11 protein-coding genes are annotated in these 16,215 nt (G+C 60.9%); 7 read left to right on the forward strand and 4 right to left on the reverse strand.

Translation table 11 applies throughout. The features are described from left to right. Window positions 1-149: 149 nt before the first annotated feature. From smc to def, 5 genes are read left to right on the forward strand one after another with little or no spacing between them, the layout of a single operon-like run. Window positions 150-3,677 carry a chromosome segregation protein SMC gene (gene smc / locus CSQ91_RS04305; RefSeq protein WP_099387465.1) on the forward strand — a complete coding sequence of 1,176 codons (3,528 nt, stop codon included), beginning with the start codon at window positions 150-152 and terminating at the stop codon, window positions 3,675-3,677. Beyond that, a complete protein-coding gene (locus tag CSQ91_RS04310) occupies window positions 3,674-4,837 on the forward strand; it encodes a cell division protein ZipA C-terminal FtsZ-binding domain-containing protein (protein ID WP_099387466.1) in 1,164 nt (387 codons plus the stop codon). The genes smc and CSQ91_RS04310 overlap by 4 nt, the downstream gene beginning before the upstream one ends. A gap of 14 nt (window positions 4,838-4,851) precedes the next feature. Further along, entirely contained in the window at window positions 4,852-7,203 is a 2,352-nt protein-coding gene (gene ligA / locus CSQ91_RS04315; protein WP_099387467.1) for an NAD-dependent DNA ligase LigA, read from the forward strand. Window positions 7,204-7,228: 25 nt separating this feature from the next. Then, entirely contained in the window at window positions 7,229-8,122 is an 894-nt protein-coding gene (gene galU, locus CSQ91_RS04320; RefSeq protein WP_034784160.1) for a UTP--glucose-1-phosphate uridylyltransferase GalU, read from the forward strand. Further along, complete coding sequence (def, locus tag CSQ91_RS04325; RefSeq protein ID WP_034752265.1) at window positions 8,119-8,655, forward strand: peptide deformylase; 537 nt, start codon at window positions 8,119-8,121, stop codon at window positions 8,653-8,655. The genes galU and def overlap by 4 nt, the downstream gene beginning before the upstream one ends. 78 nt (window positions 8,656-8,733) lie before the next feature. Here def and CSQ91_RS04330 read toward each other — a convergent pair whose 3' ends face one another. The 4 genes from CSQ91_RS04330 to map all read right to left on the reverse strand — a co-directional run bounded on the left by CSQ91_RS04330 (window position 8,734) and on the right by map (window position 13,871). Further along, window positions 8,734-9,498, reverse strand: a complete 765-nt coding sequence (locus tag CSQ91_RS04330) for a flagellar brake protein (protein ID WP_080753528.1) — start codon at window positions 9,496-9,498, stop codon at window positions 8,734-8,736. 152 nt (window positions 9,499-9,650) lie between these two features. After that, entirely contained in the window at window positions 9,651-10,400 is a 750-nt protein-coding gene (locus tag CSQ91_RS04335; protein WP_034752263.1) for a pseudouridine synthase, read from the reverse strand. A 43-nt stretch (window positions 10,401-10,443) separates the two neighbouring features. Next, window positions 10,444-13,011: a [protein-PII] uridylyltransferase gene (locus CSQ91_RS04340; RefSeq protein WP_099387468.1), complete on the reverse strand. Its 2,568-nt coding sequence runs from the start codon at window positions 13,009-13,011 to the stop codon at window positions 10,444-10,446. Window positions 13,012-13,058: 47 nt separating this feature from the next. Continuing rightward, window positions 13,059-13,871: a type I methionyl aminopeptidase gene (gene map, locus CSQ91_RS04345; protein ID WP_034784155.1), complete on the reverse strand. Its 813-nt coding sequence runs from the start codon at window positions 13,869-13,871 to the stop codon at window positions 13,059-13,061. Between the two features lie 400 nt (window positions 13,872-14,271). Here map and rpsB point away from each other — a divergent pair, with 400 nt between their 5' ends. Both rpsB and tsf read left to right on the forward strand, forming a co-directional pair. Next, window positions 14,272-15,024, forward strand: a complete 753-nt coding sequence (rpsB, locus tag CSQ91_RS04350) for a 30S ribosomal protein S2 (RefSeq protein WP_010397614.1) — start codon at window positions 14,272-14,274, stop codon at window positions 15,022-15,024. Between the two features lie 158 nt (window positions 15,025-15,182). Next, complete coding sequence (gene tsf, locus CSQ91_RS04355) at window positions 15,183-16,094, forward strand: translation elongation factor Ts (protein WP_034784153.1); 912 nt, start codon at window positions 15,183-15,185, stop codon at window positions 16,092-16,094. The last annotated feature ends 121 nt before the right edge of the window (window positions 16,095-16,215 follow it).

A 16,215-nucleotide genomic window follows, 5' to 3' on the forward strand; every position in this document is an offset into this window, starting at 1 on the left:
TGGCCAGAAAAGCATCAGGAAATGGTATGATGAACCACTTTTTTTGCGGTGCATGGTCAGACAGCCGCCGCGATGGTGCATCTGAAGTGAATATGAACCGGGTTCACCCATAATATAACCGCCAGCATAGGCCAGGAACTCTAAAACACGTGCGTCTCTCTTCCATCAAGTTGTCGGGATTTAAGTCTTTCGTCGATCCCACCAATTTCCAGGTGCCAGGCCAGCTCGTGGGCGTGGTCGGGCCGAATGGCTGCGGCAAGTCGAACATCATCGACGCCGTGCGCTGGGTGCTGGGCGAATCGAAAGCGTCGGAACTGCGCGGCGAGTCGATGCAGGACGTCATTTTCAATGGCTCCACGCACCGCAAGCCGGCCGGCCGCGCCTCGGTCGAGCTGGTATTCGACAACAACGATGGCAAGGCCTCGGGCCAATGGGGCCAGTACGCCGAGATCGCCGTCAAGCGCACCCTGACGCGCGACGGCACGTCCACCTATTACATCAATGGCCAGCCCGTGCGCCGGCGCGACATCCAGGATATTTTCCTTGGCACGGGCCTCGGTCCGCGCGCCTACGCCATCATCGGCCAGGGCATGATTTCGCGCATCATCGAATCGCGCCCCGAAGAATTGCGCGTCTTCCTGGAAGAGGCGGCCGGCGTCTCCAAATACAAGGAACGCCGCCGCGAGACGGAAAACCGCCTGCAGGACACGCGCGAGAATTTGCTGCGCGTGGAAGACATCTTGCGCGAACTCAATGCCAACCTGGAAAAGCTGGAAGCGCAGGCGGCCGTGGCCACCCGTTTCCACGCCTTGCAGGCGGACCAGGAAGAAAAACAGAAACTGTTGTGGTTGCTGCGCAAGAACGAGGCGCAAAACGAGCAGACGCGCTATTTCCGCGAAGTGGAACAGGCGCAGACGGACCTGGAAGAGCAGACGGCCAAGCTGCGCAATGTGGAACTGACCCTCGAGCAGATGCGCCAGGCGCACTTTGCCGTGGGCGACCGTTTGCACACGGCGCAAGGCCATCTGTACCAGACGAATGCGGAAATCGGCAGCCTGGAAGCGCAGATCAAGTTCGTCATCGAATCGCGCGCGCGCCTGCAGGCGCAGCTGGCGACACTGACGGCCCAGCGCGACCAGTGGACGCAGCAAGGCGGCGAATATCAGGAACAGATCGAAGAGGCGGAATTTCATCTCGAAGAGCTGGCTGCCAAGGTCGAGCAATCGCAAATGATGGCGGAGCAGAAGGGCGAGCAATTGCCCGAGCTCGACGCCGCCTGGCGCGCCGCGCAAAACAAGAGCACGGAATCGCGCGCACGGATCATGCAGGCCCAGCAGCAGCTGGAACTGGAATCGGCACACCAGCGCAACGCCTCGAACATCCTGGCCAGTCTCTTGAGCCGCCGCGAGCGCCTGCAGCAGGAAAAGAACAGCCTGAGTTTGCCCGACAGCAGCCATCTGGAAAACCTGAAACTGCAGCTGGAAGAAAAGCAGCAAACGCTGGAAGAACAGGGTTTCTACCTGGAAGAGGCGCTGGAGCAGCAGCCGAAGCTGGAGCAGGAACGGATGGAGGCGCAGGCGCAGGTCAATGCCGAAACAGCCGCCAACGCCCAGCTGGAAGCGCGTCTTTCCGCTTTGAAGCAATTGCAGGAACGGGTACAGACCCAGGGCAAGGTTCAGCCATGGCTGAAAAAACACGAGCTCGACACCTTGCCGCGCCTGTGGCAAAAGCTGCAGATCGAAGCGGGCTGGGAAGCGGCCATGGAATCGATCTTGCGCGAGCGCACGTCGGCCCTGCAACTGTCGAACATCGACTGGGCCAAGGCATTCTTTGCCGACGCGCCGCCGGCCAAGCTGGCCCTGTATGCGCCATCCACCGTGGCGCCGCTGCCGATGCCGGAAGTGGCGGGTCTGAAACCGTTCCTGAACTTGCTCAAACTCAATGATCCGGGCTTGCGCGGCTTGCTGCAGGATTGGCTGTATAACGCCTACGCCGTGGAAGACGCGGCCGAAGCCCTGGCCGAACGCGCAAAATTGCCGCCAGGCGGCTACTTCGTCACGCGTGCCGGTCACGTGGTCACTGCCACCAGCGTGCGCTTCTATGCGGCTGATTCGGAGCAGGAAGGCATGCTGGGCCGCCAGCAGGAAATCGAGAATATCGGCAAACAGTTGCGCGCCCAGCAATTGCTGGCCGAAGAGGCGCGCGCCCGTTCCGTGCGGGCCGACGCGGCCGTGGGTGCCTTGACGCGCAACTTGTCCGACTTGCGCCTGCGCATCCAGCAACTGACGTCCTCCGTGCATACCTTGCAGCTCGACGTGGTCAAATTGTCGGAAGTGGAAGCGCGTTTCAACCAGCGCAGCACGCAGATCGGCGCCGACCTGGCCGAAATCGCCGCCCAGGAAGCGGAACAGATGCAGACCAAGCTGGAATCGGAAGAAAAATTCGAACAGCTGGACATGGAACTGGGCAACTTGCAGGAAGCGTACGAAGACGGCCATACGGACTTCCTGCAGAAGGAACAGCGCCTGGCCGAAGCGCGCGAAGCCTTGCGCGACCTGGAGCGGGCCGCCAAGGATACGGAATACGCGGAAAAAGCCCAGCGCGCGAAGATCGAGGAGTTGCGCCGCAACATCGCTACGGCCAGTACGCAGGCCCAGCAAGTGACTGCCAGCCTGCAGGCGGGCGAACTGGAACTGGCCAACCTGGAAAGCGGCGCGGCCGCCGACGGCTTGCAGGACTTGCTCGAGCGCCGCACGACGCAGGAGCGGGCGCTGGCCGATGCGCGCCATGAGCTCGATCAGATCACGCAGCAGCTGCGCCTGTCCGAAGATGCGCGCACGCAATCGGAACGCAGTCTGCAGCCGCAGCGCGACAAGATCATGGAAATGCAGCTCAAGGAACAGGCCGCGCGCCTGAACCAGGAGCAATTCGCCCAGCAATTGCTGGAGTCGGGCGCCGATGAAGCTGTCCTGACGGAAAAATTGCACCCGGACATGCGTCCGTCGTATCTGCAGGGCGAAGTGACGCGTTTGACGAATGCCATCACGGGCCTGGGCGCCGTCAACCTGGCCGCGCTGGACGAGCTGGCGCAGGCATCCGAGCGCAAGAATTTCCTCGATGCCCAGAATGCCGACCTGACGGAAGCGATCAATACGCTGGAAGACGCGATCCACAAGATCGACAAGGAAACGCGCGACTTGCTGCAAGACACGTTCGACAAGGTCAACCACCACTTTTCCGAGCTGTTCCCGATTCTGTTCGGCGGCGGCCAGGCGAAACTGACCATGACGGGCGACGAGATTCTCGATTCCGGTGTACAAGTCATGGCGCAGCCTCCCGGCAAGAAAAATGCCACCATCCACCTGTTATCGGGTGGAGAGAAGGCGCTGACCGCGACCGCATTGGTGTTTTCCATGTTCCGCCTGAATCCGGCGCCGTTCTGCCTGCTCGACGAAGTCGATGCACCGCTGGACGATTCGAACACGGAACGCTTCTGCCGCATGGTCAAGCGCATGTCCGACCAGACCCAATTCCTTTTCATTTCGCATAACAAGATTGCGATGGAAATGGCCCATCAATTGATCGGTGTGACGATGCAGGAGCAGGGCGTATCGCGCATCGTGGCGGTGGACATGGAGTCCGCCGCAAATTTTGCAACCGAGGCACAAGCAGCATGACAGACCTTCAAATTACCTTGTTCGGCGCCGGCGGCGTCTTTATCGTCGGCGTTTTCTCGTATAACAAATGGCAGGAATACAAGGCCAAGAAAAGCGTGGAACGGGCTTTTTCCACTGACCACGACGACGTGCTGATGCGCGAGGGCGACGCCCCCGCGGTGGAAGCCCAGGAACCCGTCTTGCGCCAGGAGCCGCGCTTCGACGCGGCGCCCGCCGCCAAGGCCGAACCATCGTTCGGCGCACCGCCAGCGGCCCCCGTACCTGACGCGCCCGTGCATGCGGAACCGTCGCTGGCCGATGCCAACCCTGCACCCGCCACGCCTGCCGCGCCGGCGCAGCAGGAAGTCAGCGCCGCCAGCGAACAGGCGACCAGCCTGGTCGACCCGCTGATCGATTGCCTGCTGCCCCTGTCGCTGGAAGCGCCCGTGCGCGGCGACAAGATCCTGCCCGTGCTGCAAACCCTGCGCCTGGTGGGTAACAAGCCCGTGCACTTCATCGGCTTGCACGTGAATGGCGACTGGGAACCGATCACGCATGGCGGTGTCTACACCAAGATGCAGGGCGGCGTGCAGCTGGCCAGCCGCAGCACGGCCTTGAATGAACTGGAATACTCGGAACTGGTCACGCGCCTGCGCGGTGTGGCCGACGAGATCGGCGCCGAGCCGGAAGTGCCCGACATGATGGAAGTGATGGCTGAAGCGCGCAATCTGCACCGTTTCGTGGCCGGTCACGATGCCCAGCTGGGCGTGAACCTGCACACGAATGGCGCGCCATGGGCCATTTCCACCTTGCTGTTCGCGCTGGAAAAACAGGGCTTTGACGTGCGTCCTGATGGCCGTTTCGTCATGCCGGACGGCGACGGCGGCTATCTGTTCTCGCTGTCGACGAATGTCACCCTGGCCGAAGAAACGACGCCACGCCTGACCCTGTTGCTGGATGTGCCATGCGTGGCGCCTGCACGCGACGGCTTCGGCGCCATGGTCGCCTGCGCCAAGGCATTGATGGGCCGCCTGGACGCGACCATCGTCGACGATTACAACCAGGCCTTGTCCGATGCGGCGCTGGCCGAGATCGCCGGCCAGGTGCAAGAGTTTTACCAGGAAATGGACGCGGCCGACATTCCGGCCGGCTCCACCCGCGCCCTGCGTTTATTTAGCTGAAGAATCCCGCAACAATGACTGATCCGATCAACCAGGACGCCGCCCAGCGCGTCCTGGCACTCACGGCCGAACTCAATCGGCATCTGCACGCCTATCACGTGCTCGACAATCCCACCATCCCCGACGCCGAGTACGACAAGCTGTTTGTCGAACTGCAAGCGCTGGAAGCGGCCCATCCCGAACTGCGCACGCCCGATTCGCCCACCTTGCGCGTGGGCGCGGCGCCCTTGCCGCAATTCGAGCAAGTCACGCACACGGTGCCGATGTTGTCGCTGAATAATGGTTTCTCCGATGACGATATCGTCCATTTCGACCGCCGCGTGCGCGAAGGCCTGGACCTTGACGGTGCAGAGGTCGACTACGCGGCCGAAGTGAAATTCGACGGCCTGGCGATCAACCTGCGCTATGAAAACGGCCTGTTCGTGCAGGCGGCCACGCGCGGCGACGGCGCCACGGGCGAAGACGTGACGGCGAATATCCGCACCATTTCCGGCATCCCGCTGCGCCTGCTTGGCGACAAGATTCCGGCCGTGCTCGACGTGCGCGGCGAAGTGATGATGTTCAAGGCCGATTTTGCCCGTTTGAACGAACGCCAGCGCGAAGCGGGGCAGAAGGAATTCGCCAACCCGCGCAATGCGGCCGCCGGCAGCCTGCGCCAGCTCGATTCGCGCATCACGGCGCAGCGCAAGCTGCGTTTCTATGCCTACGGCATCGGCGCCCTCGATGGTGCCGCCATGCCGGTGTCGCATTCGGCCTTGCTGGACTGGTACGAAACGCTGGGCATTCCCGTGTCGAAGGAGCGCAAGGTAGTGCAGGGCGCGCAGGGCTTGCTGGCATACTACGCCGATATCGGCGCGCGCCGGCCCGTCTTGCCCTACGAAATCGACGGCGTCGTCTACAAGGTGAATGCGACGGAAGACCAGCAGGAACTGGGCTTTGTGTCGCGCGCGCCGCGTTTTGCGCTGGCGCACAAGTTCCCCGCCGAAGAGGCGCTGACGCAGGTGCTGGGCATCGATATCCAGGTGGGCCGCACGGGAGCCATGACACCCGTGGCGCGCCTGGCGCCCGTGTCCGTGGGCGGCGTGACGGTGACCAACGCCACCTTGCACAATGAAGATGAAGTGCTGCGCAAGGATGTGCGCGTGGGCGACACCGTCATCGTGCGCCGCGCCGGCGACGTGATTCCCGAAGTGCTGAGCGTGGTGCTGGAAAAACGCCCGGAACCGGCGCCGCTGCCGTTCAAGATGCTGGAAGCGTGCCCCGTCTGTGGCTCGCACGTGGTGCGTGAAGAGGGCGAGGCGATTGCCCGCTGCTCGGGTGGCCTGTTCTGCTCGGCGCAGCGCAAGGAAGCGTTCCGCCATTTTGCGGGCCGCCGCATGATGGATATCGAAGGCCTGGGCGAACGTTATATCGATACCCTGGTCGAACTGGAATACGTGCATGGCTTGGCCGACCTGTACGGCCTGACCCTGGATAAACTGCTGGAAATGAAAGTGCGCGCCGACGAGCGCGACGGTTCGACGCCTGAAACAGTGCAACAAGGCAAGATTCCTACCAAGTGGGCGGAAAATCTGCTGGTCGGCATTGAGGCGAGCAAGCGCCCGCCGCTTGAACGGTTCCTGTTCGCGCTGGGCATCCGCCACGTGGGAGAATCGACGGCCAAGACCCTGGCCGAATGGCTGGGCAGCCTGGCGTATGTACGCAAAGCGCCGGCGGCCTTGCTGCGCGTGCTGCCCGATATCGGCGGTACGGTGGCCGAATCGATCGCCGACTTCTTTGCGGAAGAAAAGAACCAGCAGGCGCTGCAGGCATTGCTTGACGCGGGTGTCACGCCCCAGGGCGAACATGCGCCCAGCGCCAAGCTGCGCACGCAGCTGGAGCAGACCACCTTGCTGGCCGCCATCGGCATCCCGAAGCTGACGGAGCCGCGCAGCAAGCAGCTGGTGGAGCGGGGCGTGACCCTGGCCAGCCTGGCTGCGCAAGGCGCCAGCTTCCACGCGGGCTTGCCCGCCGCCGTGGCCGAATCGCTGGCGCAATGGCTGGCCGATGAGGGCAATGTCAAGCTGCTTGCTCAACTGGACGCCCTGCGAAATGAATTACTGTCACAATTGCCTGAAATGCCAGCCGCTGGCGGCAAACTGGACGGCAAGACTTTCGTCCTGACGGGCACCTTGCCCAACATGAGCCGCGACGAAGCCGCGGAGCTGATCGAGGCGGCCGGTGGCAAGGTCAGCGGTTCTGTATCGAAGAAGACAGGCTATGTCGTGGCCGGTTCGGATGCCGGCAGCAAGCTGGTCAAGGCCCAGGAGCTGGGTGTGGCCATACTCGACGAGGCTGGCTTGCTGGCTCTGTTGGCGCAGGACTAATCATTCAAAATACTACAGAAGACCCATGAAAAAAATCAGAAAAGCAGTTTTCCCCGTCGCCGGCCTGGGCAGCCGTTTCTTGCCAGCGACCAAGGCGCAACCGAAGGAAATGCTCCCCATCGTCGACAAGCCATTGATCCAGTACGCGGTGGAAGAAGCGGTGGCGGCCGGCATCACGGAAATGATCTTCATTACGGGCCGCAACAAGCGCGCTATCGAAGACCATTTCGATACGGCCTACGAGCTGGAGTCGGAACTGGAAGCGGCCGGCAAGCGCCAGTTGCTCGACATGGTGCAAAACGTCATTCCCAAGCACATCAATTGCATTTACATACGCCAGTCGGCGCCGCTGGGCCTGGGGCATGCCGTGCTGTGCGCCCGTCCCGTGATCGGCGACGAGCCGTTTGCCGTCTTGCTGGCCGACGATTTCATGGATGTGGAAGAGGGCGTGCGCCCCGTGCTGGCGCAGATGACCGATGTCTTCCAGTATGAAAATTGCTCGCTGCTGGCGGTGCAGGATGTGCCGCGCGCGGAAACCAAGCAGTACGGTATTGTCTCGGCAAAGAATTATCAGCCGGACCTCGAATTGGTCTCGGCCATTGTGGAAAAGCCTGCGCCCGAAGAGGCGCCATCGACGCTGGCCGTGGTGGGCCGTTATGTGCTGACCAGCCGTATCTTCAACCACCTGGAAAATATCGGCACGGGCGCCGGCGGCGAAATCCAGTTGACGGACGGCATCGCCGCCCTGATGCGCGAAGAGCGCGTGCTGGCTTACCGCTACCAGGGGCAGCGTTATGATTGCGGCTCCAAGCTTGGCTACCTGAAGGCAACGACGGCGATGGGCATGAAACATCCGGAAACGGGCGCGGCCTTCCGCACTTACTTGCAAGAACTGCAATCGGCACTGGAAGTAAAATGACCGTACGTGAAATCCTCAAGATGGGCGATCCGCGTTTGTTGCGCATGGCCGAGCCTGTGCGTGAATTCGATACGCCCGAATTGCATGCCCTGATCGCCGATATGTTCGACACCATGCATGCGGCCAATGGCGCGGGCCTGGCGGCGCCGCAGATCGGCGTCAACCTGCAGCTGGTGATCTACGGCTTCAAGCAAAACCTGCGCTATCCTGACGCGCCGCAAGTACCGGAAACCGTGCTGATCAACCCTGTGCTGACGCCTTTGTCGGAACGCAAGGAAGAGGGCTTTGAAGGCTGCCTGTCCGTGCCCGGCCTGCGCGGCAGCGTGCCGCGCTGGAGTGAACTGCATTACGAAGGCGTGGACCAGTTCGGCCAGCCCATCAGCCGCGACTGCGACGGCTTTCATGCCCGCGTGGTGCAGCACGAGGTGGACCACTTGCACGGCATTCTGTATCCGATGCGTATCGTTGATTTTACCCAGTTCGGCTATACGGAAGTCATGTTCCCGGATCTCGACCCAAACGACGACGACTAGGCGCCGCATACCAGTCGACGATAAAACAATGGCCGCGCAGCATGAGCTGGGCGGCCATTTTTTATGCCTGAAGCAAACCTAGCGTACCTTGCGGCTGCTGCCCAAGTTATCCAGCAGCATCTTTAATTCATCCTGCATGGCATCCGTCAGGTTCAGGAAGCGGCAGCCGATCTGCACCTGTTCTCCCAGCAGGAAGGAGCGGAAGGTGCGCGACAGGCGGATTTCCAGGTCGGCGATCATGACCTTGTTTGGCCCCAGTTCCAGGCGCACGCGCGACAGCTTGCGCCCCACGTACAGGCCCACCGTGTCGCGCGGATGGGCGCGCATGCCGATGCCGCCGGCCGAGAAATCATACAGCTGCAATTCATACGGACGGCCCTCGAGCACGAAGGCGGCCAGGTAGTACACGCCCAGCGGCGTTTCCAGGCGCGTCGATTCGCGCCGTTCCAGCACCAGGCAATGGCTGGGGAAGTTGGTCAGATACACGTTCGGCCGCTCGGGATACGCCTGCCATTCGCCATTGATGGTGAATTGCAGCTTGGCGCTTTGCACCCACGATACAAACGTGGCACCGCCTTCGGGCAGGGTAGCGCCTTCATTGAGTTCCAGCACGAATTGCGGCAAGTCGTCGTCGACGGACAGGATGCGCGCCATGATGACGTCTTCGCCGCCCGTCGGGTAGATGGAGATGGCGTCGCCATTGTCAGCCAGGCTGCACAGGGTTTCGCCGATATCCCACGGATCGCTCATATGGTGCGGCTTGGTGCCGGGCGCCATAGGCTCGGCCACGTCAGCCAGGCTGGGCGCGCCTTTGCGCAGGGGATTGGGAATGGGATCGTTCACGACAGCGTATCTCTTTTGTTCTAATGGGGAATAGTGTATAGGTTTAAAGCAATATTTACTAAGTAAATCACAATAATTGTTTTTATATCACTATATTCCTGTTGCTTATGCGGAATGGTACGCCGTGCGGCATGCCATCCAGATGTCGCCGCTTAAAATTGTTCGTCCGCGCTCAGGTAACGCCATTGCCCTGTCGGCAAGTCGCCCAGCTTGACCTTGCCGATGCGCACGCGTTTCAGGCCCAGCACTTTCAGGCCCACGGCTTCGCACATGCGGCGGATCTGGCGTTTCTTGCCTTCGCGCAGGGTAAAGCTCAGCTGGTCTTCGTTTTGCCAGCGCACCTTGGCCGGCAACAGCGGCTTGCCGTCGAGCCACAGGCCATGGTTGAGCTTTTTCAGTTCGCTGTCGGGCAGGGTGCCGCCCTTGGTGTAGCTCACGCGCACCAGGTATTCCTTGTCGATATCGGTATCGTGGCCGATCAGCTGCTTGGCCACGCGGCCGTCCTGCGTCAGGACCAGCAAGCCGACGGAATCGATGTCCAGGCGGCCGGCCGCCACCAGGCTGCGCAGCTGCGTGGGGTGGAACTGTTCCGGGCTGCGGTCTTCCGCCCAGCGGTTTTCCGCCTTGATCAGGGCCACGGCAGGCGTGTAGCCGTCTTCCGCCTGGCCGCTGACATAGCCGACCGGTTTGTTGATCAGCACGGTCACCCGCTTCGATTGCTCGGCCGCCGCCTGGCGTTCCACGGTGACTCTCTGGCTCGGGTAGACCTTGCTGCCCAGTTCGGACACCACCTTGCCGTCCACACGGACCCAGCCGCGCGCGATCCATTCATCGGCTTCGCGGCGGGAGCACAGGCCCAGTTCGGACATGCGTTTGGACAAGCGTAATAATTCTTCGGTCATGTTGTTTCAGTTTCAGTAAAGGTAGGCGCTGCGCGGGAGGTCATCAAACCTTTAGCGCATCGAGTAAATCGGTTTCCAGCAATATCTGGTTGCGGGCATTGTTGAGCGCGGGACCGTCGACGAGGAAGACGTCTTCGACCCGTTCGCCCAGGGTCATGATCTTGGCCGTGTGCAAGTTAATGCGGTACTTGGTCAGCACGTTGGCAATCGCATACAGCAAGCCCGTGCGGTCGTTGGCCGCTACCGACAGCAAATAGTATTGGCCCTTTTCATCGGGCCGCAAATCCACGGTCGGCTGGAAGGGGAAGGTGCGCGACAGGCGCGACAGCCGTCCCTTGCCCGGTGGCGGCAGCGGCGTTTGCGACTGCAGCAATTCGCCCAGCTCATGCTCGATCAGGCTGATGATGTCGCGGTAGCTCTTGGCGAAGTTTTGCTCGGTGACAAGGAACGTATCGAGCGCATAGCCATTCTTTGTCGTGTGGATCTTCGCGTCGAGAATGCTGAAGTTCTTGCGGTCGAAATAGCTGCAGATGCGCGCGAACAGGTCGGGCTGGTCGGGAATGTACACGGCCACCTGCAAGCCTTCGCCTATGGGCGCCAGCCGGCATTTTACCACCGGCAACTTGCTGTCGAGTTTGTCATACAGCGAGCGCGTCTGCCAGGCGATGTCGGACGCGTCGTGGCGCAGGAAATACGCCACGTCCAGCTGCTGCCACAGTTTCAGGTGAGCATCCGGCGGCAAGCCGTACAGGCGCAGGGTGGCCAGCGCTTCCTGCTGGCGGTTCTTCAGCTCGCGATCGGCCGTGTGCGGCTCGCCGCCCAGCACGCGCAGGGTGATCTTGTACAGGTCTTCCAGCAGCTTGCCCTTCCAGGCATTCCACACTTTCGGGCTGGTGCCGCGGATGTCGGCCACCGTCAGCAGGTACAGGCCCGTCAGGTGGCGCTCGTCCTTGACCACTTTCGCAAAGGCGGCGATGACGTCGGGATCGGACAGGTCCTGTTTTTGCGCCACTTGCGACATGGTCAGGTGATTTTCCACCAAGAAAGCCACCAGTTCCGTGTCTTCTTCCGACAGGCCGTGGTCCTGGCAGAACTGGGTGGCGTCGGCCACGCCCAGCTTCGAGTGGTCGCCGCCGCGGCCCTTGGCGATGTCGTGGAACAGGGCCGCCACGTACAGCAGCCACGACTGCGAGAAATCGGCCATCAGCTGGCTGCAGAACGGATATTCGTGCGCGTGCTCGCTCATCGTGAAGCGGCGCATGTTGCGCACCACCATCAAAATGTGCTGGTCGACCGTGTACACGTGGAACAGGTCGTGCTGCATCTGGCCCACGATGCGGCGGAAATTCGGCAGGTAGCGCCCCAGGATGCTCATCTCGTTCATGCGCCGCAGCGCATGGATGATGCCGACCGGGGCCTGCATGATGCGCAGGAAGAGCGCGCGGTTGACGGGATCCTGGCGGAAGGCGCCATCGATCTTGAAGCGCGCATGCCACAGGGCCCGCGTGGCGCGCGACGTCATGCCCTTCAGGGCGGGGCGTTCCGTCATCAGCACGAAGACTTCCAGCATGGCCGATGGGTATTGCTCGAACGTATCGTCGGCGCTGATGTCGATCAGGCTGTTGACTTCATTGAAGCGTTCGTTGATGGGCACAGCCACGTCGTCTTGCGGAAACAATCGTGCCTCGATGTTTTGCAGCAGAATAGTGTTGAGTTGAGTCACCGTCTTGGCGGCCCAGTAGTAGCGCTGCATGAGAAATTCGCTGGCGCGGCGCATGTGCGGCCCGCTGCCCGTCGCTTGCAGGCCCAGCGATTCGGCGATGGCCGTCTGCACGTCGAACACGAGGCGGTCTTCGCGCCGTCCCGCATGCAGGTGCAGGCGCACGCGGATATCCTTGAAGGCGCGTTCTTTTTCCATCAACTGGCGCGCTTCCGTCAGGGTGATCAGGCCGCCCGTGGCCAGCGTGCGCCACGAGTTCGCCAAGCCGGCCGCCTTGGCTACCCACAGGATCACCTGCAAGTCGCGCAGGCCGCCCGGGCTTTCCTTGCAATTCGGTTCCAGGCTGAAGGCCGTGTCTTCGTATTTGGCATGGCGCTGGCGCATTTCCGCCGTTTTCGCCTGGAAGAATGCCTGCGGATCCATGGCCGCGTCATAGCGCTGCTGCAATTGCGCGAACAGGTCCGCGTTGCCGCACACGAGGCGCGCTTCGAGCAAGCTCGTTTGCACGGTGATGTCGGCCTTCGATTCGACCATGCATTCATCCACTGTGCGGATGCTGTGGCCGATTTCCAGGCCCAGATCCCACAGCAGTTGCACCAGTTCCTCGAGCTTTTCCTGCGTGGCCGCATCGGGCGCCTGTTGCAGCAGGATCAGCAGGTCGACATCGGAATAGGGAAACAGTTCTCCGCGGCCATAACCGCCCACGCCGACCAGGGCCGTGCCGGGCGGCAAGCCGGCTTCCTGCCAGGCACGCGCCAGCACGCCGTCGACGCTGTGGCGCAGGCTGCGTAGCAGTTTTTCAGGCTTGCCGTCGGCCTGGAAGGCCGCAATGACGACCTGGCGGTCGGCTTTCAGTTGCTGCTTCAGCTGTTCCCGAACTTGCTTTTTCATCTGGGCCCTGGGTGGCGGTGGGTCGGGGTGCGGTCAAGCCTGATGAATCAGGCTTTATTGCCGATAAAGGCGGGCGGCGGCGGCATGCCGGGCGAGACGGTCAGCACTTCATAGCCCGTTTCCGTCACCAGCACCGTGTGTTCCCATTGCGCCGACAGGCTGCGGTCCTTGGTTTTGATGGTCCAGCCATCGTTCATTTCGCGGATTTCGCGGCGGCCCGAGTTGATCATCGGTTCGACGGTAAAAATCATGCCCGCTTCCAGGCGCTCCAGGGTGCCTGGTTTGCCGTAATGCAACACTTGCGGCTCTTCATGGAAGACCTTGCCGATGCCGTGGCCGCAGAATTCGCGCACCACGCTGTAGCCGGCTTTTTCCGCGTGCTGCTGGATGGCGTGGCCGATGTCGCCCAGGTGGGCGCCCGGCTTGATCTGGTCGATGCCCAGCCACATGCATTCATAGGTGATTTCCGACAGGCGCTTGGCCAGGATGGTCGGCGTGCCGACGAGGAACATGCGGCTGTTGTCGCCGTGGTAGCCATCCTTGATGACGGTGATGTCGAGGTTGACGGAGTCGCCGCTCTTGAGGACCTTGTCGCCGGGAATGCCGTGGCAGATGACGTCGTTGACGGAGGTGCAGATGGCTTTCGGATACGGCGTGTAGCCGGGCGGGCAATAGTTCAGCGGGGCAGGGATGGTGCCCTGCACGTTGACCATGTATTCGTGGCACAGGCGGTCCAGTTCGCCGGTCGTGACGCCGACCTTGACGAAGGGGGTGATGTAGTCGAGTACTTCGGCGCCGAGCTTGCCGGCAACGCGCATGCCTTCGATGTCGGCGGCGCTATTGATACGGATGGTGGACATGGTGTATTTCGCAATCTGCAAGAATTCAGGTGAAAAGCACAGACGATTTCTGCTGTATGGGAAAAAGTCTGCAAATATGTCGAAATTATAAACGAGGCGCCCTGAATCCGCCGCCTCCTTCCTATGGCCAGGCAGGGATTTGTGGGTGAAGTGGCGGCCAGCAGGCGGCGGCGCCACACCTTGCACCAGCATGGTGCATTGGGTGTTTCCGCAGGGCGCGCGATTTGCAGCGCGGACTTGATGCGGCGGGCATTTCGGTGTAGAATCCCGGGTTGCTTGAATTCTCTTTTAAGCAATGCAGTAAAACAGTGTCTTTAATTTATATAAACACGCGAATCCGGTCGACAAGGGTGCCTGTATGGTGACTGATCGGATTCCAGACCCAACCCTGGAGTTAATAATGTCCGTAACAATGCGCGAAATGCTGGAAGCCGGTGTCCACTTTGGTCACCAAACCCGTTTTTGGAATCCAAAAATGGCACCGTTCATCTTCGGCCATCGCAACAAGATCCACATCATCAACCTGGAAAAAACCATGGCGATGTACCAGGACGCAATGAAGCACGTGCGTCAACTGGCTGCAAACCGTGGCACCATCCTGATGGTTGGCACCAAGCGTCAAGCTCGCGAAATCATCGCTGCTGAAGCACAACGCGCTGGCGTGCCTTTCGTTGATCAACGTTGGTTGGGCGGCATGCTGACCAACTTCAAAACGATCAAGACCTCGATCAAGCGTCTAAAAGACATGGAAGTGATGATCGAAGATGGTTCGATCGAGAAGCTGTCGAAAAAAGAAGCGCTGATGTTCTCCCGCGAAATGATCAAGCTGCAAAAATCGATCGGCGGCATCAAGGACATGGGCGGCATTCCTGACGCAATCTTCGTCGTCGACGTCGGCTACCACAAAGGTGCGATCACCGAAGCAGCTAAACTGGGTATCCCGGTCATCGGCGTTGTCGATACCAACCACTCCCCAGAAGGCGTGAACTTCGTGATCCCAGGTAACGATGACTCCTCGAAAGCCATCATGTTGTACGCTCGCGGTGTTGCTGATGCAATCATCGAAGGCCGTGCAGCTGCCGGTAACGAAGTTGTTGAAATGGTTAAAGCAGCCGCTGGCGACGAATTCGTCGAAGTAAACGAACAGGCTTAATGGCCAGGCTATCGCAAGATAGCCGTTTGTAAGCACAGCAGTAAGGGAAAAGGGGTGGCAGCAGCTCCCCCTTTTTTTTAACAAAAAAACGATAGTGACCGCTGGCGAGGCATGCATGCCCGGCCGCGACTATCGACTCACCGAATCAGGAGAAACACATGGCAGCGATTACAGCAGCGATGGTAGGCGAATTGCGCGGCAAAACCGACGCACCAATGATGGAATGCAAAAAAGCACTGACCGAAGCCGATGGCGACATGGCTCGTGCGGAAGAGATCCTGCGCGTCAAACTGGGCGGCAAGGCATCGAAAGCATCGGCACGCATCACCGCTGAAGGCGTCGTGGCAACCTACATCGCCAATGGCGTAGGCGCCCTGGTCGAAGTGAACTCGGAAACCGACTTCGTTGCGAAAAACGACGATTTCCTGGCACTGGCCAACAACGCTGCCCGTCTGGTAGCAGAACACAACCCGGCTGACGTAGCTGCCCTGCTGGCCCTGCCACTCGATGGCAAGACCCTGGAAGACGTGCGCGCTGCCCTGATCGGCAAAATCGGCGAAAACATGACCATCCGCCGCTTCCAGCGTTTCGAAACCAGCAACAAGCTGGCTTCGTACCTGCACGGTTCGCGCATTGGCGTGATCGTCGAATTCGACGGCGCCGATGAGCAAGTCGGCAAAGACGTGGCCATGCACATCGCTGCCATGAAGCCAGTGTCGCTGTCCTCGAACGAAGTTCCAGCGGAACTGATCGAAAAAGAGCGTTCGGTTGCCCAACTGAAAGCCGAAGAAGACGCAGCCAAAGCGGCCGCCGAAGGCAAGCCAGCGCAATCGCCGGAAATCCTGGCCAAGCGCCTGGAAGGTTCCGTACAGAAGTTCCTGAAAGAAGTTTCCCTGCTGAACCAAGCTTTCGTGAAAAACGACAAGCTGTCGGTGGAGCAAATGCTGAAGGCGGCTAACACCAGCGTCAAAGGTTTCGCCATGTACGTAGTGGGCGAGGGCATCGAGAAGAAGCAAGACGACTTCGCAGCAGAAGTCGCAGCACAGATGGCTGCCTCCCAGGGAGCGTAAGTAAAGCGGGCCGAGAGGCCCGTTTTTTTGGCCCGCCCGCACCTGTCGTGCCGGGCGGCGGCATGGGCAGCCCCGCGCGCCTATCCGGCGCTGCAAGGCGCTGCGCCATGTCATACTCGAA

Origin of the sequence: Janthinobacterium sp. BJB301 (genome assembly GCF_002735685.1) — a bacterium.
Taxonomy (GTDB): domain Bacteria; phylum Pseudomonadota; class Gammaproteobacteria; order Burkholderiales; family Burkholderiaceae_D; genus Janthinobacterium; species Janthinobacterium lividum.

Bases quoted from the DNA above. Each gene is read 5' to 3' on its own strand.
- CSQ91_RS04335 (WP_034752263.1), bottom strand. From the start codon at position 10,400: ATGACCGAAGAATTATTACGCTTGTCCAAACGCATGTCCGAACTGGGC.
- map (WP_034784155.1), bottom strand. From the start codon at position 13,871: ATGTCCACCATCCGTATCAATAGCGCCGCCGACATCGAAGGCATGCGC.
- CSQ91_RS04340 (WP_099387468.1), bottom strand. From the start codon at position 13,011: ATGAAAAAGCAAGTTCGGGAACAGCTGAAGCAGCAACTGAAAGCCGAC.
- galU (WP_034784160.1), top strand. From the start codon at position 7,229: ATGAAAAAAATCAGAAAAGCAGTTTTCCCCGTCGCCGGCCTGGGCAGC.
- def (WP_034752265.1), top strand. From the start codon at position 8,119: ATGACCGTACGTGAAATCCTCAAGATGGGCGATCCGCGTTTGTTGCGC.
- CSQ91_RS04310 (WP_099387466.1), top strand. From the start codon at position 3,674: ATGACAGACCTTCAAATTACCTTGTTCGGCGCCGGCGGCGTCTTTATC.
- ligA (WP_099387467.1), top strand. From the start codon at position 4,852: ATGACTGATCCGATCAACCAGGACGCCGCCCAGCGCGTCCTGGCACTC.
- tsf (WP_034784153.1), top strand. From the start codon at position 15,183: ATGGCAGCGATTACAGCAGCGATGGTAGGCGAATTGCGCGGCAAAACC.
- rpsB (WP_010397614.1), top strand. From the start codon at position 14,272: ATGTCCGTAACAATGCGCGAAATGCTGGAAGCCGGTGTCCACTTTGGT.